The sequence below is a fragment of the Sphingobium sp. R-21 genome (genome assembly GCF_049913335.1).
Lineage (GTDB): Bacteria > Pseudomonadota > Alphaproteobacteria > Sphingomonadales > Sphingomonadaceae > Sphingobium.
This window is the reverse complement of record NZ_CP184374.1, coordinates 3,004,238-3,023,262: the sequence shown is the minus strand read 5'-3', so window position 1 is coordinate 3,023,262 and position 19,025 is coordinate 3,004,238. Positions and strand designations below refer to the sequence as shown.

The 19,025-nt window shown below is 65.3% G+C and carries 21 protein-coding genes; 16 read left to right on the top strand and 5 right to left on the bottom strand.

The window, feature by feature from the left end; genetic code table 11:
• Nucleotides 1-94 precede the first annotated feature (94 nt).
• The 9 genes from ACN9MX_RS14570 to ACN9MX_RS14530 all read left to right on the top strand — a co-directional run bounded on the left by ACN9MX_RS14570 (nucleotide 95) and on the right by ACN9MX_RS14530 (nucleotide 8,965).
• Nucleotides 95-2,755: an Rne/Rng family ribonuclease gene (locus ACN9MX_RS14570; protein WP_426387184.1), complete on the top strand. Its 2,661-nt coding sequence runs from the start codon at nucleotides 95-97 to the stop codon at nucleotides 2,753-2,755.
• 263 nt (nucleotides 2,756-3,018) lie between these two features.
• On the top strand, nucleotides 3,019-4,371 hold the full coding sequence (locus ACN9MX_RS14565) for a M48 family metalloprotease (protein WP_426387183.1): 1,353 nt from the start codon (nucleotides 3,019-3,021) through the stop codon (nucleotides 4,369-4,371).
• The gene (locus ACN9MX_RS14560; RefSeq protein WP_426387182.1) at nucleotides 4,368-5,138 is read left to right on the top strand and encodes a DsbA family protein; all 771 of its coding nucleotides are present in this window, start codon (nucleotides 4,368-4,370) and stop codon (nucleotides 5,136-5,138) included. The genes ACN9MX_RS14565 and ACN9MX_RS14560 overlap by 4 nt, the downstream gene beginning before the upstream one ends.
• A 201-nt stretch (nucleotides 5,139-5,339) precedes the next feature.
• Nucleotides 5,340-5,474, top strand: a complete 135-nt coding sequence (gene rpmH / locus ACN9MX_RS14555) for a 50S ribosomal protein L34 (protein ID WP_007683189.1) — start codon at nucleotides 5,340-5,342, stop codon at nucleotides 5,472-5,474.
• Nucleotides 5,475-5,506: 32 nt separating this feature from the next.
• Complete coding sequence (gene rnpA / locus ACN9MX_RS14550; RefSeq protein WP_363739317.1) at nucleotides 5,507-5,926, top strand: ribonuclease P protein component; 420 nt, start codon at nucleotides 5,507-5,509, stop codon at nucleotides 5,924-5,926.
• The gene (yidD, locus tag ACN9MX_RS14545; protein ID WP_133653450.1) at nucleotides 5,923-6,135 is read left to right on the top strand and encodes a membrane protein insertion efficiency factor YidD; all 213 of its coding nucleotides are present in this window, start codon (nucleotides 5,923-5,925) and stop codon (nucleotides 6,133-6,135) included. Before rnpA ends, yidD begins: the two co-directional genes overlap by 4 nt.
• A gap of 35 nt (nucleotides 6,136-6,170) precedes the next feature.
• On the top strand, nucleotides 6,171-7,874 hold the full coding sequence (gene yidC / locus ACN9MX_RS14540) for a membrane protein insertase YidC (protein WP_363753075.1): 1,704 nt from the start codon (nucleotides 6,171-6,173) through the stop codon (nucleotides 7,872-7,874).
• A gap of 10 nt (nucleotides 7,875-7,884) precedes the next feature.
• Nucleotides 7,885-8,532 carry a ribosome biogenesis GTP-binding protein YihA/YsxC gene (gene yihA / locus ACN9MX_RS14535; RefSeq protein ID WP_426387181.1) on the top strand — a complete coding sequence of 216 codons (648 nt, stop codon included), beginning with the start codon at nucleotides 7,885-7,887 and terminating at the stop codon, nucleotides 8,530-8,532.
• A 10-nt stretch (nucleotides 8,533-8,542) separates the two neighbouring features.
• A complete protein-coding gene (locus tag ACN9MX_RS14530; protein WP_363739310.1) occupies nucleotides 8,543-8,965 on the top strand; it encodes a GFA family protein in 423 nt (140 codons plus the stop codon).
• A 33-nt stretch (nucleotides 8,966-8,998) separates the two neighbouring features.
• Here ACN9MX_RS14530 and ACN9MX_RS14525 read toward each other — a convergent pair whose 3' ends face one another.
• Complete coding sequence (locus ACN9MX_RS14525; protein ID WP_363739308.1) at nucleotides 8,999-9,553, bottom strand: 2'-5' RNA ligase family protein; 555 nt, start codon at nucleotides 9,551-9,553, stop codon at nucleotides 8,999-9,001.
• 232 nt (nucleotides 9,554-9,785) lie between these two features.
• On the opposite strand from ACN9MX_RS14525, the gene ACN9MX_RS14520 reads away from it, so the two are divergent.
• On the top strand, nucleotides 9,786-11,834 hold the full coding sequence (locus tag ACN9MX_RS14520) for a carbon starvation CstA family protein (RefSeq protein WP_426387180.1): 2,049 nt from the start codon (nucleotides 9,786-9,788) through the stop codon (nucleotides 11,832-11,834).
• On the top strand, nucleotides 11,831-12,016 hold the full coding sequence (locus tag ACN9MX_RS14515; RefSeq protein ID WP_133653456.1) for a YbdD/YjiX family protein: 186 nt from the start codon (nucleotides 11,831-11,833) through the stop codon (nucleotides 12,014-12,016). Before ACN9MX_RS14520 ends, ACN9MX_RS14515 begins: the two co-directional genes overlap by 4 nt.
• A 71-nt stretch (nucleotides 12,017-12,087) precedes the next feature.
• Here the strand turns inward: ACN9MX_RS14515 and ACN9MX_RS14510 are convergent, their stop codons facing one another.
• Entirely contained in the window at nucleotides 12,088-13,005 is a 918-nt protein-coding gene (locus ACN9MX_RS14510) for an XdhC family protein (protein ID WP_426387179.1), read from the bottom strand.
• A 23-nt stretch (nucleotides 13,006-13,028) separates the two neighbouring features.
• Complete coding sequence (locus ACN9MX_RS14505) at nucleotides 13,029-13,700, bottom strand: S24 family peptidase (protein WP_363738936.1); 672 nt, start codon at nucleotides 13,698-13,700, stop codon at nucleotides 13,029-13,031.
• 114 nt (nucleotides 13,701-13,814) lie between these two features.
• On the opposite strand from ACN9MX_RS14505, the gene ACN9MX_RS14500 reads away from it, so the two are divergent.
• Both ACN9MX_RS14500 and ACN9MX_RS14495 read left to right on the top strand, forming a co-directional pair.
• Entirely contained in the window at nucleotides 13,815-14,000 is a 186-nt protein-coding gene (locus ACN9MX_RS14500; RefSeq protein ID WP_133653459.1) for a hypothetical protein, read from the top strand.
• A 5-nt stretch (nucleotides 14,001-14,005) separates the two neighbouring features.
• Nucleotides 14,006-14,368 carry a hypothetical protein gene (locus ACN9MX_RS14495; protein ID WP_426387519.1) on the top strand — a complete coding sequence of 121 codons (363 nt, stop codon included), beginning with the start codon at nucleotides 14,006-14,008 and terminating at the stop codon, nucleotides 14,366-14,368.
• 112 nt (nucleotides 14,369-14,480) lie between these two features.
• Here the strand turns inward: ACN9MX_RS14495 and ACN9MX_RS14490 are convergent, their stop codons facing one another.
• Both ACN9MX_RS14490 and ACN9MX_RS14485 read right to left on the bottom strand, forming a co-directional pair.
• Nucleotides 14,481-15,341, bottom strand: a complete 861-nt coding sequence (locus tag ACN9MX_RS14490) for a hypothetical protein (protein ID WP_426387178.1) — start codon at nucleotides 15,339-15,341, stop codon at nucleotides 14,481-14,483.
• 4 nt (nucleotides 15,342-15,345) lie between these two features.
• The gene (locus ACN9MX_RS14485; RefSeq protein ID WP_426387177.1) at nucleotides 15,346-16,590 is read right to left on the bottom strand and encodes a TIGR04063 family PEP-CTERM/XrtA system glycosyltransferase; all 1,245 of its coding nucleotides are present in this window, start codon (nucleotides 16,588-16,590) and stop codon (nucleotides 15,346-15,348) included.
• Between the two features lie 206 nt (nucleotides 16,591-16,796).
• Here ACN9MX_RS14485 and ACN9MX_RS14480 point away from each other — a divergent pair, with 206 nt between their 5' ends.
• The 3 genes from ACN9MX_RS14480 to ACN9MX_RS14470 are packed head-to-tail and all read left to right on the top strand — an operon-like array spanning nucleotide 16,797 to nucleotide 18,965.
• Nucleotides 16,797-16,922, top strand: coding sequence for a hypothetical protein (locus tag ACN9MX_RS14480; RefSeq protein ID WP_363738930.1), 126 nt, complete (start codon nucleotides 16,797-16,799; stop codon nucleotides 16,920-16,922).
• Nucleotides 16,915-18,276 carry a putative O-glycosylation ligase, exosortase A system-associated gene (locus tag ACN9MX_RS14475; RefSeq protein ID WP_426387176.1) on the top strand — a complete coding sequence of 454 codons (1,362 nt, stop codon included), beginning with the start codon at nucleotides 16,915-16,917 and terminating at the stop codon, nucleotides 18,274-18,276. Before ACN9MX_RS14480 ends, ACN9MX_RS14475 begins: the two co-directional genes overlap by 8 nt.
• The gene (locus ACN9MX_RS14470; protein ID WP_363738926.1) at nucleotides 18,273-18,965 is read left to right on the top strand and encodes a hypothetical protein; all 693 of its coding nucleotides are present in this window, start codon (nucleotides 18,273-18,275) and stop codon (nucleotides 18,963-18,965) included. Before ACN9MX_RS14475 ends, ACN9MX_RS14470 begins: the two co-directional genes overlap by 4 nt.
• The last annotated feature ends 60 nt before the right edge of the window (nucleotides 18,966-19,025 follow it).

Sequence of the window (19,025 nt, the reverse complement as noted above, 5' to 3'; positions counted from 1 at the left end):
CCAAACCGGGCGATGCAGCAACTCGCGCCGCCCCCTTACTATCGCGCGGCAGCCCGGCCCAGTGCCGTCGGCCGCCAGCGCCGGAGAACAATGAATGACAATGCGTATGCTGATCGATGCGCGCCACCGGGAAGAAACCCGGGTCGCGGTCGTCAAAGGTAACCGGATCGAGGAGTTCGATTTCGAATCGGCCGAGCACAAGCAGCTCAAGGGCAATATCTACCTCGCCAAGGTCACGCGCGTAGAGCCGTCGCTGCAGGCGGCGTTCGTCGATTATGGCGGCAACCGCCACGGCTTCCTGGCCTTCAGTGAAATCCATCCCGACTATTATCAGATCCCCCGCGAGGACCGCGAAGCGCTGCTGCGCGAGGAGCGCGAGCATGCCGAGGAAGAGGCCGCGCTGCGTGCCGATTTCGACGATGACGACGATCATCCGGCCGCCGATGGGGGCCTGGAAGTGGTCGAGGCGACCCATCATCACGACGATGAGGAGCATGGTGAGGAAGCGCCCGAGAATGACAAGGGTGGCCGTGGCCGCCGCGGCAAGGGCGACGAAGCCGCCGACGAACTGCGCCGCAAGCGCATGGCGCTGCGCCGCCGCTACAAGATCCAGGACGTCATCAAGCGCCGCCAGGTGCTGCTGGTGCAGGTCGTCAAGGAGGAGCGCGGCAACAAGGGCGCGGCGCTGACCACCTATTTGTCGCTGGCGGGCCGTTACTGCGTGCTGATGCCGAACACGTCGCATGGCGGCGGGATTTCGCGCAAGATTTCGAACGCCGCCGACCGCAAGCGGTTGAAGTCGATCATCGCGGAGATGGCGCTGCCCTCGACCATGGGCTGCATCGTTCGCACCGCCGGCCTGCAGCGCACCAAGCCGGAGATCAAGCGCGACTTCGACTATCTCGCCCGGCTGTGGGACGAAATCCGCGAAAAGACGCTGAAGTCCGACGCGCCCGCGCTGATCCATAATGACAGCGACCTCATCAAGCGGGCGATCCGCGATATCTACAACAAGGATATCGAAGAGGTCATCGTCGAGGGCGAATATGGCTATAAGGCGGCCAAGGACTTCATGAAGCTGCTGATGCCCAGCCATGCGCGCCGGGTGAAGCAATATGCCGATGCCGTGTCGCTGTTCCAGCGCGCCAGCGTCGAGGATCAGCTCGCGGCGATGTACAATCCCGTCGTTCAGCTCAAGTCCGGCGGCTATCTGGTCATCAACCCGACCGAGGCACTGGTGTCGATCGACATCAACTCCGGCCGTTCGACCCGCGAGCATGGCATCGAGCAGACCGCCGTCGCCACCAATCTGGAAGCCGCCCGCGAGATCGCGCGTCAGCTCCGCCTGCGCGACATGGCGGGTCTGGTCGTCATCGACTTCATCGACATGGAGATGAACTCCAACATCCGCAAGGTCGAGAAGGCGATGAAGGAGGCGCTGAAGGACGATCGCGCCCGCATCCAGGTCGGCCGTATTTCCGGTTTCGGCCTCATGGAAATGAGCCGCCAGCGGCTGCGCACCGGCGTCCTTGAAGCCTCCACGCGCCAGTGCCCGCATTGCGAGGGCACGGGGCTGGTCCGCACCGCTTCGTCGGCGGGCCTTTCCGCGCTGCGCATGCTGGAAGAGGAGGCGGCGCGTGGTCGCGGCAACCTGATCACGCTGCGCGCGAGCCAGGAAGCGGCCTTCTACGTCCTCAACAACAAGCGCCACGAGCTGGACGAGATCGAGCAGCGCTATGGCGTGCGCATCGCCATCCTGCCCGATGGCGAGGTAGAGGGCGCGCGCATGTCGGTCGAGGCCAGCGGGCCGCGTCCGGAGCGGGTGGTCGACTATACGCCGATCGTGGAGGAGGATGACGATCTCGACGTCGTCGAGGAACTGGACGAGGAAGAAATCGAAGAGGTCGAAGCCGCGCAGGAGGAACGCGCCGAGCGGGGCGAGGACCGTGAAGGCGGCCGACGCCGCCGTCGCCGCCGTCGTCGGCGCGGTGGGCAGCGCGACGAAAATCGCGCCGAATCCGAGATCCAGGGCGAGACCGGTGAAGAGGCCGACGAAGCCGAAGAGGAAGGCGAGACCGAAGGGGAGGCCGAGACTGTTTCGGCTGACGCCGCCGCCGAAGCGGAGGGCGAGGGCCGTCGCCGCGGCCGTCGCGGTCGCCGGGGTGGACGCCGTCGTCGCGAGGCCGGTGAGGACGCCGTGAGCGAAGGCTCTGTTGCCGGCGAGGAAGCGGTCGAAGCCGTCGAAGCCGAAATCGCCCAGGAGCCTGTGGCGGAAGCCGCGTCAGAGGCGGCTGCCGAGGAAGAGGCACCCAAGACCCGGCGTCGCCCCCGTGCCCGCAAGGCGAAGGAAAGCGCCGCCCCCGCCGCCGAGGCGGTTGAAGCCGCTGCGGAAACGCCCGTCGAGGCGGCACCGGAAGCACCCGTTGCTGAAGAGGCGCCGGCCAAGCCCAAGCGGACCCGTCGCAAGAAGGCTGAGCCGGTAGCGGACGAAGCCGCAGCCGCCGAAGCTGCGCCGGAAGCGCCGGCCGCCGACGCGGCTCCGGCCAAGCCCAAGCGCACGCGGCGGAAGAAGGCCGATCCGGTGGTCGAGGAAGTCGCTGCCGCTGAGGCCGCGCCTTCGGCCGACACGCCCGCCGAGGCTGCTTCGCCCGAAACCGGCGATACGGTCACCATGGACGGAGAAGCGGACGCGACGGGCGAGGGCGACGAGGGCGGCCCGCGCCGCGGCTGGTGGCAGCGCACCTTCGGCCAATAAGCCGACACAGGATGAAAGACGCCGCTGTCTTGCCGCCCCGGGGCGGCCGGACGGCGGCGTTTTCCTTTTCGGTTGAGGATTAAACGGTGCCGGGAGAGAGAGCTTGTGGCCATTCTCCACCCCAAAGCCGCTATTGGACCTGCCGCTTAATAGGCTACATAATTGCTTTCAGCACCCGTTCAGCCCGTTCAAGGCATTGACCCTCAGCGATGGAGCCCCCTTCCCCTGCCCTGCCCCGCCCAAAAATGCCCAGCCGTCATGGCATGACCAAGCGCTGGCTTCGTTTCGCGGCCATTGCAGCCGCATCGATTGCCCTGTTGTCGCGTCCGGCCGCGGCGCAGCAGATCCTGCGCGACGCGGAGACCGAGGCCTTCATGGCGGACATGTCCGCGCCGCTGGTGCAGGCGGCGGGCATGGAGCCGCGCAACGTCCAGGTGCTGGTCATCAACGATCCCAATATCAACGCGTTCGTTGCGGGCGGCCAATATGTCTGGGTGCATAGCGGGCTGATCGCCGCCGCCGACAATGTGAACCAGGTGCAGGGCGTGGTCGCGCATGAACTCGGCCATATCGAGGGCGGCCATGTCATCCGTTATGGCGAGGGGATGAAGGAGGCCACCGGCATCACCCTGCTGAGCCTGGTCCTGGGTGCGGCGGCGATCGCGGCGGGCGGCGCGGAAGCGGGCATGGGTATCCTTGGCCTGGGGCAGCAGGCGGCGATGGGCAAGTTCCTGGCCTTTTCGCGGGCGCAGGAGAGCTCCGCAGACCTTGCCGGCGCGCGCTATCTCAGCAAGGCGGGGATTTCGGGCAAGGGCAGCCTGGAATTCTTCAAGAAGCTGCAGAACCAGGAATATCGGCTCGCCATTCCGCAGGACGACAGCTATGGCCGCACCCACCCGCTTTCCGGCGAGCGCATCAATGTGCTGCGGGAAGTCTATACGGTCGATCCCGCCTGGGACAAGCCGGTGGACCCGAAGCTGGAGGCCCGGTTCGAACGGATCAAGGCAAAGCTGGTGGGCTTCGTTTCGGAACCCAACCAGACCCTGCTCAAATATCCCGAAAGCGACCAGTCGATCCCGGCCCATTATGCCCGCGCCTACGCCTGGCACAAGAGCGCCTATCCGGACAAGGCGCTCAGCGAGGTCGACGCCCTGCTGGCCGCCGCGCCGCATGATCCCTATTTCCTGGAGCTTAAAGGGCAGGTGCTGCTGGAAAGCGGCAAGCCCGCCGACGCCATCCCGCCCCTGCGCGAGGCGGTGCGGCTGACCAACCAGCCGCTGATCGCCACGCTGCTGGGCCATGCGCTGATCGCTACGGAGAATGACGCCAATTTCGCGGAAGCGGAAACGGTGCTGCGCAACGCGATTGCGCGCGATCGCGAAAACCCCTTCGCCTGGTACCAGTTGGGCGTGGTCTATGAACATCGCGGCGATTTGCCGCGCGCCGCGCTGGCTACGGCGGAGCGCTATTCGATGATAGGCAATGACCAGATGGCGCTGCGCAGCGCCGATGCCGCGATGCAGGGATTGAAGCCGGGCACGGTTGACTATCTGCGGGCGCAGGATATCGCCATGGTTTCCCGCGCAGCCGTCGAACAGAAGCGAAAGAAACGATGACAGACCAGAGCCGGCCCAGCTTTTGCGCGGCGCTTTCCAACAGGACCATCATGATGACCCTTGGCGTTTTCGCCTTCATCGCCGCCACCGCGACGGGCGCGGCGCTCGGCACCCAGAGCACGGGCCGCGTCGATGCCGGTGACAAGGCCGCGATCGAGCAGATCGTGCATGACTATATCATGGAACATCCCGAGATCATTCCGCAGGCGGTCGAGAAGCTGCAGGCGAAGCGGATGTCGGGCATGATCGACGCCAGCCGCAAGACGATCGAAACCCCCTATGCCGGCGCGTGGGAGGGTGCCGCTGATGGCGATGTGACCGTGGTCGAGTTTTTCGACTATGCCTGCGGTTACTGCCGGGCGTCGCTGCCCGATCTCGCCAGGCTGGTGGGCGAGGACAAGAGGGTGAAGATCGTCTATCGCGAACTGCCGATCCTGTCCGACGAGAGTATCGACGCGGCGAAGGTGTCGCTGCTGGCGGCAGAGAAGAACCAGTATATGCCCTTCCACCGCGCGCTCTATGCCGCGGGCAAGGTGACGCGCGAGACGATCCTGGCGGCCGCGGCAAAGGTCGGGATTGACGCGAAGGCGGCGCAGGGGGCGATAACGGGGGGCCGATATGATGCGGAGATCCAGTCCAATATCGGACTTGCGCAGAAGCTGCAGGCGAGCGGCACGCCCACTTTCGTGATCGGGGGCCAGGTGCTGAACGGCGCCGTGGGCTATGATGCGCTGAAGGCTGCGGTGACGACTGCGCGGGAGAAATAGTCGCTGGATTTCGGCTGGATTCAGGAATGCGCCGGGTCAGCCGATTCTCCTGCTCCATGCAAAGCGAAAAGCGCGCTGCCTCTCTCCTCCGCCATTGACTCGCCGGTCCCTTTTGCCTATCGGACGCCCCCTGACATGCGGCCGCCCACCAGCGGCCCTTTTTTGTCACGCCCGATTCTTTTAGTTTTTGAGGAATGAACGATGAAGCGCACCTATCAGCCGAGCAATCTGGTTCGGAAGCGCCGTCACGGTTTCCGCGCTCGCATGGCGACCCCCGGCGGCCGCAACGTGCTGCGCGCTCGTCGTGCCCGCGGCCGCAAGAGCCTGAGCGCCTGAACGACGCGCCGCTTGATCGCGCGCCTGCCGTCATGGGCAAGCGCGCCGATTTTCTGGCGGCGAATCGCGGACGGCGTGCGCCCATGCCGGGCTTTGTCCTGCTGGTGCGCGAACGCGGCGACGGCGATCCGGCGATGCGTTACGGCATCACGGTCACGAAAAAGATTGGCGGCGCTGTCATCCGCAACCGGATGAAGCGCCGCTTTCGCGTTCTGGCGCGCGAACTGCTGCCAGCGCTTGGCATGGCCGGGGCGGATCATGTGCTGATCGGGCGCGCCGAAGGTATTGAGCGCGACTTCGCCCTGCTTCGGCAGGAGCTGGAAAAGGCGCTGGGCAAGGTGATGTCGCGGCCGGTGGGTGAAGCGCATCGTCCCTCCCGCCGGAAAACTCCACGGCCCGCTCCCGGAAGCGACGGGGCACCGAAGCAAGAACATCGACGGGAAAAGCCGTGATCGGGGGCCTTCTCATCCTGGTCGCGCGCTTCTGGCAATGGGGTCCGTCGCGCATCTTGCCGCCGTCCTGCCGCTATGCGCCCTCCTGTTCCGAATATGCGATTCAGGCGATCGGCAAATATGGTGCGGTGAAGGGTAGCTGGCTGGCCACGAAGCGGCTAATGCGATGCCACCCATGGGGCGGTTCGGGATACGATCCCGTCCCCTGACAGTGAATTTTTGAGACACGGCGGAGCCGACAAGCGTGGACGACAAGAAGAATATCATCCTGGCGGTGCTGCTGACCGCGGCGATCCTGTTCGGCTGGCCCTATGTCGCCAAACATTTCTTCCCTGCCGCCAATCCGCCGGCCACCAGGATAGAGGGCGGCAAGACCACGCCGCTCACCCCGTCCGGCACGGCCCCCGCAGCAGAGGGCGCCGCGGCGGTCCGTGATCTGGCCCTGGTGCTGAAGGACAGTCCGCGCGTGACCATCCGCACGCCCAAGATCACCGGATCGATCAACCTCAAAGGCGCACGCATCGATGATATCGTGCTGCCGACCTACAAGGAAACGATCGCGAAGGATTCGCCCGCGATCCGCCTCTACAGCCCCAGCGGCACCAAGGATGCCTATTTTGCGGGCTTTGGCTGGCAGGGCGAAGGGGTGAAGACGCCGGACGGCAGTACGGTGTGGACCACGACGGCCAAGGAACTGACGCCGACCAGCCCCGTCACGCTGACGTGGAGCAACGGCGTCGGGCAGACCTTCGAAATCCGCTACTCCATCGACGAAAATTACATGATCACCGCGCAGCAGAAGGTGTCGAACAGCGGCGCCGGGGCGGTGGGGGTCAAAAGCTATGGCTATGTCAGCCGGGCGCATCCTTCGGCCGATCCCGACACCTGGACGATCCATGTCGGGCCGATGGGCGTCTTCAACGGCGCGGCCAATTATGACGTGAATTACAAGGATCTGGCCAAGGGTCCGGCGGTGCAGAGCTTCCAGTCCACGGGCGGCTGGATCGGCTTTACCGACAAATATTGGCTTTCCGCCCTCGTGCCCGACCAGAAGGCCGCCTTCACGGGCCAGATGCGCAAGGGCGACGGCACGCAATATCAGACCGACGCCGCCCTGGCGCCCGTCATGGTCGCGCCGGGCAAGGCAATGACGCAGACCAACCGGCTGTTCGTCGGCGCCAAGGAAGTGAAGACGCTCCAGGCCTATGAACGGGCGGGCATTCCGCTGTTCGACCGGGCGATCGACTGGGGCTGGTTCTACTGGTTCGAACAGCCGATCTTCGCGCTGCTGCACTGGCTGTTCACGGTGATCGGCAATTTCGGCGTGGCGATCATCTGCCTGACATTCGTGGTGCGCGGCCTGATGTTCCCTGTCGCCCAGCGCCAGTTCGCCAGCATGGCGGCGATGCGCGCGGTGCAGCCGAAGATGAAGGCGCTGCAGGAGAAGTACAAGGACGACAAGCCCAAGCTGCAGCAGGAGATGATGGAGCTCTACAAGCGCGAGAAGGTGAACCCGCTCGCCGGCTGTCTGCCGATCTTCATCCAGATCCCGATCTTCTTCGCACTCTACAAGGTGTTGCAACTCACCATCGAAATGCGCCACCAGCCCTTCGTGCTGTGGATCAAGGATCTTTCCGCGCCCGACCCGCTGCATATCGTCAACCTGTTCGGTCTGTTGCCCTTCACCCCGCCGGCCTTCCTGGGCATCGGTGTGCTGGCGCTGCTGCTCGGCATCAGCATGTATTTCCAGTTCAAGCTGAACCCGGCGCAGATGGACCCGATGCAACAGCAGGTGTTCGCGATCATGCCGTGGATGATGATGTTCATCATGGCGCCCTTCGCAGCGGGCCTGCTGGTCTACTGGATCACCAACAACTGCCTGTCGATGTTGCAGCAATGGTGGCTTTACAAGCGTCACCCGCAACTCAGCGCGGCGACCGCGAAATAAGGCCGGCGATTTGAGCGAACAGGAACAGTCTGAGTTGATCGAGGAAGCGCGCAAGGTCTTTGCAGGCCCCATCGCCTTCCTCAAATCCGCGCCGGACCTCAAATTCCTGCCCGACATGGCGGTGAATGAGGTGGCATTTGCGGGCCGGTCCAATGTCGGCAAGTCATCGCTGCTGAACGCGCTGACGAACCGCAACGGTCTTGCGCGCACGTCCAACACGCCGGGGCGGACGCAGGAGCTGAACTTCTTCGACGTCGGCGACCCGCTGCGCTTCCGGCTGGTCGACATGCCGGGCTATGGCTATGCCAAGGCGCCCAAGGACGTGGTGCGCAAATGGCGTTTCCTGGTGAACGACTATCTGCGGGGTCGCGCGAAGCTGAAACGGACGCTGGTGCTGATCGACAGCCGCCACGGGATCAAGGATGTCGACACCGATATCCTCGACATGCTGGACGCTGCGGCGGTCAGCTATCGCATCGTCCTGACCAAGGCCGACAAGGTGAAGGCCAGCCATCTGGCGGAAGTGAAGCAGGCCGTGTCCGAGGCGATCCGCAAACGGCCAGCCGCGCATCCGGACATCATCGCGACGTCGAGCGAAAAGGGCATGGGCTTGCCCGAATTGCGCGCGGCCGTGCTGGAAAGCGTGACGCAGGGGTAAGAACGGGCCCATGGTGAAGATCACCTGCCTCTGCGGCCAGATCAGCCTGACGATCGAGAAGCGTCCGGAGTTCATCAACGCCTGCAACTGCACGCTGTGCCGCAAGTCCGGTGCGCATTGGGCCTATCTTCACCCTGACGAGGTGCAGGTGGAGGGTGTCACGCACAGCTATTGCCGCGAGGACAAGGACGATCCGGCAGCGGAAATCCAGTTTTGCGGGCGATGCGGATCGACCACCCATTTCACCCTCTCCGCCAGCGCGGTTTCCCGGTTCGGCAACAGCATGATGGGCGTCAATATGCGCCTGGCCGACGAACGTGACATTGCCGGCATCGAACTGCGCTATCCCGACGGGCGGTCCTGGTCGGGGACGGGCGATTTCGGCTATGTGCGGGCACCACGGATCATTGGCCAGGACGCAGGTTCCGACTGATCCAAAGGGCTTCCGCGCTGAAGCTGCAGCTCGTCAGAAAAGGCTGTACTGTCCGCTCCCCTTCAAAGTCCAGGTGGCAAGGGTTTCATGGTGGGTGCGCCCGACATGGCTGCATATCAGCATGAAGCGGTCGACATGCCAGCCAAAGCCCTCCACCCGACGCTGTTCCGGTGGACCGTCGCGGTAGAAGAGCGTCTGGTGCGGGCTGAAGCTCCAGCCGGGGCGCAGCATCACCCCTGCCCCCTTCATCCCTGCCGCGATCTGTTTCTGCAGCGCGTCGAGCAAGGGGACATGACGGGATGGACGCAAGGCGCCGGACCGGCCGCCGATGCTGAGCCTGTCCAGGCGCAGGTCGAACGGCTCCGCCATCACGCCCGTCCCGGCGCGCATCAGCGCCTTGATCACGGCATAGGGATAATCGACATGATCGCAGGTGATCGCCAGCGTCACATGCTGATGATCCACGGCGACCCGCCGGGCTTCCCCAGCGATGCTTTCGGCGAAATGATCCGTCTGGCGGGCGATCAGCGCTGTCGGCTTCAGCGCGAAGAACAGGCGGAACAGGGTCTGGGTGGGGCGGCTTTCCATGCAATCTGCTCCATGCGACTCGGCGGCACATGTTCATGATATGTTCTTTTCATGCCGAAGGCGAATCCGCTGAAGCCGCGCCTGTCCGCGCCGCCGGATCATCACACGCGCGGCAGGCGGGCGGAGCGGCAGGCTGGCCTCCCGACAAGATGCCGACCTCCGACAACATGATTGTCTTTGAGGGCTGTGGCCCTACTGTGCGGATTTCCAACGAACAGGCAATCAGAGAGCGATGACCCGGCACATACCCTGGATAGTGATGGCGATGGTCGGCGCGGCGTCGCTGTCCGTGGTGGCGGTATCACGCGGTGAAGCGGTCAACGCCTTGTGGATCGTGGTGGCGGCCGCCTGCAGTTTCCTCGTCGCCTATCGCTATTATGCGCTGTACATCGCGCGGAACGTGATGCGGCTGGACCCGGCGCGGCCGACGCCCGCCATCCGCCGCGCCGACGGGCTCGACTATGTGGCGACCGACCGCACCGTCCTGTTCGGCCATCATTTCGCGGCGATCGCCGGGGCAGGTCCGCTTGTCGGCCCCGTGCTGGCGGCGCAGATGGGCTATCTCCCCGGCACGCTGTGGATCATCGCGGGCGTGGTGCTGGCGGGCGCGGTGCAGGACTTCATGGTCCTCTTCATCTCCATGCGCCGCGACGGGAAGTCGCTGGGCGAGCTGATCCGCATGGAAATGGGCCAGGTGGCGGGCACCATCGCCCTGTTCGGCGCCTTCATGATCATGGTCATCATCCTGGCCGTACTGGCGCTGATCGTGGTGAAGGCGCTGGCGGAAAGTCCCTGGGGCATGTTCACCGTCGCCGCGACAGTGCCGCTGGCGATGGCAATGGGCGCCTATACGCGCTGGATCAGGCCCGGCCGCATCGGGGAAGTGTCGCTGATGGGGCTGGTCGGGCTGCTGGCCGCCATCGTCTATGGGCAGAGCATCGCCGCTTCGCCGGTCTGGGGTCCGGTCTTCACCTTCACGCCGGTGCAGCTTTGCTGGATATTGATCGGCTATGGCGCGGTGGCTTCGGTGCTGCCGGTGTGGCTGTTGCTGGCGCCGCGCGATTATCTGTCGACCTTCCTCAAGATCGGCGCGATAGCCGCGCTGGCGATCGGCATCGTCATCATGGCGCCGCCCCTCAAAATGCATGCCGTAACCGCGTTCGTCAGCGGCAACGGGCCGGTCTGGTCGGGCGGCCTGTTCCCCTTCCTGTTCATCACCATCGCCTGCGGTGCGGTATCGGGCTTCCACGCCCTCATCTCCAGCGGCACCACGCCCAAGCTGATCGCCAGCGAAGCCGATGCGCCGATGATCGGCTATGGCGCGATGCTGATGGAGGCGTTCGTCGCCATCATGGCGCTGGTGGGCGCGTCGATCCTCGATCCGGGCATCTATTTCACGATGAACAGCCCGGCGGCGGTCATCGGCAAGGATGCGGCGAGCGCGGCGGCGGCGGTGACTGCCATGGGTTTCCCCATCTCGCCCGAACTGATCCTGCAGACCGCGAAGGATGTGGGCGAGCACAGCATCATCTCCCGCGCGGGCGGGGCGCCGACGCTGGCGGTGGCGATGGCGGAGATCTTCTCCCATGTCGTGGGCGGGCCGGCGATGAAGGCCTTCTGGTATCATTTCGCGATCCTGTTCGAGGCGCTGTTCATCCTGACCGCCGTGGATGCGGGGACGCGCGCCGGACGCTTCATGCTGCAGGACCTGATCGCGCTGGTGGTGCCGGGCTTCAAGGACAGCAGGAGCATGGTGCCGGGGATCGTCGCGACGGCGCTGACCGTCGCCGCCTGGGGCTTCTTCCTCCATCAGGGGGTGACCGATCCGCTGGGCGGGGTGAACACGCTCTGGCCGGTGTTCGGCATTTCCAACCAGATGCTGGCGGCCATCGCGCTGATGCTGGGGACGGCGGTGCTGTTCCGGATGAAGCGGGACCGCTACGCCTGGGTAACGCTGGTGCCGACGGCCTGGTTGCTGGTCTGCACCCTGTCGGCCGGCGTGCTGAAGCTGTTTTCCACTGATGCGAAGGTCGGTTTCCTGGCGCATGCGGCCAAATTCAGCGGCGCGGCCGGCCGGGGCGAAGTGCTGGCGCCGGCCAAGTCGATGGCGGAGATGCGGCAGATCATCTTCAACGACCGGATCGACGCGGCGCTGGTCGCGATCTTCCTGTTCGTGGTGCTGGCGGTGCTGGTCTTCACCATTCGCACCTGTCTCGCGGCGCGGAAGGTGGCGGGGTCCACGGCGCGGGAAATCCCGGCGCAACTGGTGCCGGCGGAATGAGCCTCTTCCTCCACCGGCTGCGTCAGATGGCGCGCATGATGGTCGGGGTGCCCGATTATGACGCCTATTTGCGGCATATGCGCGCGCATCATCCCGATCGGGCGCCGATGGACCGCACCGCCTTTTTCCGGGAGCGGCAGGAGGCGCGCTATGGCGGCAAAAACGGGGGGAAGTGCTGCTAGGACGGATCGCTGGCCCAGAAATCGTGGAAAACAAGGGATCCAGAGCGGCGATCCGATTGGGCAGGATCGGATCAGCGCCTGGCGTTGAAGCCGGCGACCATGCCGGCCGCGATGGAAAGGGCGATTTCGGCCGCGCCCATCGCGCCAATATCGAGGCCGGCGGGACCGTCTATCCGCGCCAGCTCTTCTGCAGCGAAACCCAGTGCGGCCAGCCGCTCCAACCGCGCGGCATGGCTTTTGCGCGATCCGAGGGCAGCGATATAGCCGGTGGGCGCCCGCAGGGCGGCGACCAGAGCCGGGTCGTCGATCTTAATGTCGTGGCTGAGCGTCACGATTGCGGTGGATTCGCCGGGAAAACGGGCCGCGATCGCTTCGTCCGGCCAGCGGTCGTCCAGTTCGACGCCGGGGAAGCGCTCCGACGTCAGGAAGCGGCCCCGCGGATCGATGATCACCGGCGTGACACCGATCGCCTGCGCCAGCGCGCTGAGCGACTGGGCGATCTGAACCGCGCCCACGATGAATATGCGGCGCGGGGGATCGTAGCGGTTGTGGAACTGCCCCTCTACCACTCCTTCGCGGGTCAGGCCGGTCGCCAGATCGGTCGACAAGGTGAGCGCCCTGCCCTGCCCGCTCTCCGCCGCGATCCGATCCAGCAATGCGGGGTCGAAGCCGTCCGGGCCAAGCGGCTGGACCAGCACGCTGATTTCCCCGCCACAGGGCAGCCCAACCGCCCAGGCGTCGCCATCCGCCACGCCATAGCTCTCCAGATGCGCCGGTCGGCCCGCAATCACCTCCGCGGCGCGCTGAAGCACGTCGGCCTCGACGCAGCCGCCGGAGATGCTGCCTTCGAACCGGCCATCCTCATGCACTATCATATGGCTGCCGCGCGGCCGGGGTGCGGAGCCCCAGGTCGATACAACCGTCGCCAGCGCCAGCCGGGCGCCGCGCCATTCCATGGCCTTGCGGATGACCGCGCCATTGTCGTTCAAAAGCCTGCCTCCTAACCAGTCGCCTAAACCAATCGTCTGCCGGTCCATACCACCCGACCGACGATCATCACCAGCGCCGGATCGATGTCGATCCAGTCGGGATAATGTGGGTTGTCGCTGAGCACGGAGAAAAAGCCCCGGCGCGGCCCCAGGGCCACCCGCTTCACCATCAGCACCCCGTCAAGCCGCAGCACATAGACGCCATCGCGCAATCGCCCTGCATCATCGTCATGATTGACCATGATCTCATCGCCGTCGCTGAGCGTCGGCGCCATGGATTCGCCGTCGACGCGGATGATGGATATTTTTTGCGGCCGGACACCCAGATGGCGGAGCCAGTTGGCGTCGAAGGCCATCAGGCCGGCCGCCCGCTCATCCTCGTCCAGCGATCCCGGCCCGGCCGAAGCACCCAGCGACAGACGCGGCACGCTGACCACCGAAGGCAGGGAGCGAAGCTTGGCCGGCGGTGTTCCAAGCGGGGCCGATCCGCCCAGCATCTCATCCGCCACGCCGAAATAGCGGGCCAACAGGCGCCTGTCCTCCTCATCCAGCTTTCGCGGCGTGCCCCGTTTGATGAACTGCTGAATATAGGCGGGATTGCGGTTCAGCAGGCGCGAGATGTCGGAATAGCTCTCCCCCCGCTCGGCAATCAGCCGTTCCAGCACGATTCGCGGATCTTCCTGATGCCCTGTCATGCTTTCCTTCTACATCTAGGATTTTTCCTAGACAAGTAGGAAATAGGGTAAGAGATAGGAATAAACCTGCGGATCGCATCGGGCGAGTCGCTAAAGCAAAGGAGTAACAGGGGAATGCTGCTTCGTGCCGTCGAGAAGTTCCTGCGGGAGAACGGCGTCCCGGCCACCAGGTTCGGCCGTGAGAGCGTTCGCGATCCGCGGCTGGTCTTCGACCTGCGCAAAGGTCGCGAGCCGGGGGACAGAATGAGGAGACGTGTGGAACATTTCATGAACAACTATCGCAGGAGCGCCGGACAATGACAAGCATGGACATCCGGAAAAGCGCCATCGGTCGCGTGCGGGACGGCATGCAGGCCATGAGCGCGCGCGATCCCCTGCCCCGTCTGATGACGCAGCTGATCGAGCGGGCGGGAGGAACGGTCCTGGTGGAGCGCGCCGCCAGCCGTCCATGGGCCAGCGCGCTGTTCCAGGGGCGGCGCCACATCATCGCGCTGACCCTGGCCGGACCTGACGCGGCAGAGCGGAGTGCGGCCTTTGCCGAGGGAATCGAGGAGGCGGAGTGGATGCTGTCCGGCCACTTCGTCGCGGACATCCGCATCGACAGCCGTCATCCGGCGCCGGATGGCGAGCGGATGGAATTGTCGGCGCTCACCATAGAAGATTGGTGAGCGTCATCAGGGCGATGGCCAGGCGATCGCAACCGATCGCTGGTCGGCAAATCGAGGAAAACAAGGGATCTGGAGCGAGGGGTTGCCCTTCAGCGCGTCCTCGCCTGCCGGTTTACCGGGCGCGGCCAGTCATGGTGCGCAAAGTCCCCAGAGCGGCGCGCAGGGCTTCGTCCACGCCCTGTTCGACCTCGTCGCGCACCGGAACGGCAGTTTCCACCGGCATGTCGGCCAGGACGGAGACGGGCCGGCCCATGCGCTTGCGCTGGGCAAGGCCCTGCTCCAGCCGCTGGGTCAGTTCCGCCAGCGAAAGATGCGCGATGGGAGCGGGTCTCGCCCGCGCGGGCTGCGCCATCTCCGCAGGATCGGCATCGACGGCTTCCCGGCCGGTTTCGGCGCTGCTTTCCGGCGAAAATGCCTGTTGAAGGCGCGCGAAGGCCGTTTCCTCCGTCATCTTCTCCGGCGCGCCGGAAATGGCGAGACCGCCGGACGGGGCGGCCTGCGCCTCCTCCTCGGCTGGCGGCGCGGTGCGGGTAAAGATATCGAGGCCGCCAAAGTCGCGGCTGGCGAAGATCGGCGCACGTGCCGGCGCGTCGGGATGCGAGTCGCTCCGGCGCAGCGCCGGACCCGTTTTGCTCCGGCTGCGGGACAGCCAGTTCAGCTTCGACAATGCAAAACCCATTTCGCTCACTCCTGCGGCGCCGCTTTCGCGCCCTTGCTTGTCATGCGTCAGCAGAGCGACGCGCCTTTCCCTTTGCCCCGCCCAGACCAGACCCAGGACCATGGCGGCGCCAAATCCCGCGAACAGCAGCCGCGCCTTCGGCCCCAGTGGCGGCGCGGCGGCCGGTATGGCTTCGCTGAGGCCACTCGATGCCACGACCGTCTCGACCAGCCCGACCGGCAAGGAGAAGAGGAGCAGCCCGGCGCCCAAAGCGGCCAGCAGCGCCTTTGCCCAAATGCTCTTGCGCCTGCTCATTTCTTCACGCCGCCGCCCGCACCCGCTCCGGGCGCGTCAGCAATTGCCGATAGACAGGTTCGTAGCGAAGAATGTTTGACGACCAGTTACGCTCCCGCTCCACGAAGGCGCGCGCCACCGCACGCCGGTCGTCCCAGAAGCCGCGATCCGCGAACATCCCGGCCAGCGCGGCGGCAAGGGCCGGCGGATCGTCGGGCGCGAACAGCGTGCCGGTGACGCCATGTTCGATCAGTTCGCGATGGCCGCCGACGCTGGATGCGGCGACCAGCCGGCCCTGCGCCATGGCCTCCAGCGGCTTCAGCGGCGTCACCAGATCGGTAAGGCGCATCGATTTGCGCGGATAGGCGAGGATATCGACCTGCGCATAATAATCCTCGACCTGATCGTGCGGCACGCGTCCGACGAAGACGATATGGTCGGCAAAGGGAGAGGCCATGGCCTGGTCGCGCAGTGCCTGTTCACGCGGCCCGCCGCCGACCAGCAGCAGCTTCGCCTTCGGACGGGCGCGCACCAGTTTCGGCAGTGCGGCGATGAGATCGTCCAGCCCCTCATAATCGTAGAAGCTGCCGATGAAACCGACGACGTCGGCGCCATCCAGCCCCAGTTTCGCGGTCAGCGCGGGATCGCGGGGGACGGGCGTGCCGAACTGGTCCATGTCGACCCCATTGGGCGAGACGATGATCTTGGCGGCATCGATGCCCCGCGCCACCAGATCGCCGCGCAGCCCTTCGCAGATCACCGCGACCGCATCGGCGGTGCGGACGGCATGGGTTTCCAGTTGCCGGGTCAGCCAGTAGCGGGGGCTGCCCTCCGTCCCGGTGCCGTTGCCCACCGCCGCATCCTCCCAGAAGGCGCGGATTTCGTAGATCATGGGGATATTGTGCCGCTTCGCCACCTTCTGCGCGGCGATGGCGTTCAGCACCGGCGAATGGGCGTGGATGATGTCGGGCCGCCACTGGCGCACCAGCGCATCGATGGCGTCGGCATGGGCGGAAATATCGCGCCATTCGCGCAGCAGCGCATGGGCGCCGGTCGATTCGCCCGGCGTGCGATGGAAATGCAGGCCGTCAACCATCTCCTCCAGCGGACCCGGCGCGGCGTGGCGATGGCCGGTGATGCCGCGCACCTCCCACCCCTTTGCCTGTTGCGCCCGCAGGATCGCGCGGGTGCGGAAGGTATATCCACTGTGCATGGGCAGGCTGTGGTCCAGCACATGAAGAATCCGGGGATCTGGCAGAATCCGTGTCATGGCCCTGAGTCTTGCCGGAAAAGGTTTAACGGGCCGTCAACTCTGTTGGGTTAGGGGTGGGATGGTTCAGGCTTCAGTACGAGGTGCTCCTGCGAAGGCAGGAGTCCAGTTCTGCCGTCTGGACCGGGCTCTCGCGGGCCGCTCGTCTCACTCGAGTGCCTTCGCAGGAGCAGTTTGCAGATAATGGATGGCCCGCAACACACGCGATGATCGACGCCCTTTCCCTTCTCATCAGCCATGGCGTCATCCTGCTGGCGGCCTGGCGGCTGCTGTCGCGGCCTGACCTGGATCGCGACCCCTCCGACCCGCGAGCGGAGGGCGGCGATGCGTGACCTGTTCTTCGTCGCCTTCCTGGGCGCCTTCTTCCTGGCCGGATTCCGGCGGCCTTTCCTGCTGATCGCGGTCTATGCCTATATCGACATCGTCTCGCCCCAGCGGCTTTCCTATTTCCTGCTGAACAGCATTCCCATTTCCTTCATCGCCTTCGTGCTGGCGGTGGGAGCGTGGATATTGGTCGACGACAAGAAGGATTGCCGCCTGTCCGCGCGGCAGTTCATCCTGCTGCTGTTGCTCGCCTGGTGCGGCTATACCACGGCGACCGCGGACTTCCCGATCAACGCCGCGACCAAATGGGGCTGGGTGTGGAAGGCGATGCTGTTCGCCATCTTCCTGCCCGTCACCCTGCGCACTCGCCTGCGAATCGAGGCCCTGGCCCTGTTCATGGTGCTCTGCGCCAGCACGATCATCATCAATGGCGGCATGAAGACGGCATTGTCGGGGGGTGGTTATGGCGTGCTGAACCTGATGGTCGACAATAATAGCGGTCTTTATGAAGGCAGCATCATTTCGACCGTCGCCATTTCGCTGATCCCGCTGATCCTCTGGCTGTCCCGGCATGGCACCGTCTTCCCGCCCGACTGGCGGGTGAAACTGTTCGCCTATGCGCTCTGCTTCGCCTGCCTGCTGATGCCCCTGGGCACGGAGGCGCGCACCGGCATTGTCTGCATCGCCATCCTGGCGGGGCTGATGCTGATGCGGTCGAAGCGGCGTTTCCTCTATGGCCCATTGATGGCTGTCGCGGCGCTGGCGGCCATCCCCTTCCTGCCCGCCAGCTTCACGCAGCGCATGTCGACGATCGAGAATCACAGCCAGGACGAAAGCGCCTCGACCCGCCTGGCCGTGTGGAAATGGACGCTGGACTATGTGCGTGAGCATCCGGGCGGCGGCGGCTTCGACAATTATCTGCAGAACAAATTCACCTATGTCATGCAGGAGCAGGTGATCGACGCTGCCGGTTCGCGCATGGAAAACCGCATCATCACCGATCATGGCCGCGCCTATCACAGCGCCTATTTCGAGATGTTGGGCGAGCAGGGCTATTTCGGCTTCTTCCTGTGGGCGCTGCTGCATCTGACCTGCTTCATCCGCACCGAGGCGATCCGGCGCCTGTACCGAACGCGGGAAGGCGATGAGGCATGGGTATCGCCCTTCGCGCTCGCGCTGCAGCAGGGGCATGTCATCTACATGGTGGGATCGCTGTTCGTGGGCATCGCCTACCAGCCCTTCATCTTCATGATGCTGTCGCTGCAGATCGGCCTCGACACCTATTTGACCCGGAAACGCAAGTTGGCCGCGCGCCAGCCGTTATTTCCCGCAACGGCAGTCGCGCAGGGGAGTCCCGCATGAAGGGCGAGTTGAAGATATTGGGAGTGGCGCATGGGCTGCTGCTGGGACTGGTGCTCGCCGCGCCGCTGATCATGCCGTCCCTGCTGCCCTGGAGCGCGGAGGCCCTGTTCATCGTCGCCGCCTTCCAGTTGCGGCTGGCGGACCGGCGGTGGGAAACCCGCGCGGGATTGCGCGGCTGGATCAGCCATATCCGCATGGCGCCCCTGCGGCTGATGCCCTGGGCCGGGATCGCGGCTGTCGCGCTCTTCGCCGGACTGGAGCAGGGCCGCCTTGCCATGGCCATTCTGGTCGCCATCGCCATGGGCGAATTGCTGATCTATCCGGTCGTCGCCAATCTGCTCGGCCGCCTGCCGCGTCGTGGCCTGGCCGGAGCCATCCTGCTGCTGCTGATCGGCTGCGGCCTGGCGGAGCCCGCCCAGGCTGCTCGCTTCGCCATGGCTTTTGCGCTGGGCATAGGCGGCTGCGTCTTCTGGTTGCGCGGTCCGGATGGGGAGCCGGGCGCGACATTGATGGCGCTGGGCGGAACGATCTTCACGACGGCGGCCGCGCTGCTGGTGCCAGTGGCGCAGGCCGTCGCGATCCCTGCCGCGATCCTCTGCCTGACGCTGACCCTCGCCCATTTGTCGGTGATGCGCCGGCATCCCCAGCACTGGCAACTGTCCGGCGGCATGCGGTTCAGGCGGCTTTAGCCGGCGGCATAGGGGGCGCGCTTTGTCCTCCGCCCCCGCATGGCGCTTCGCGGAACGAAG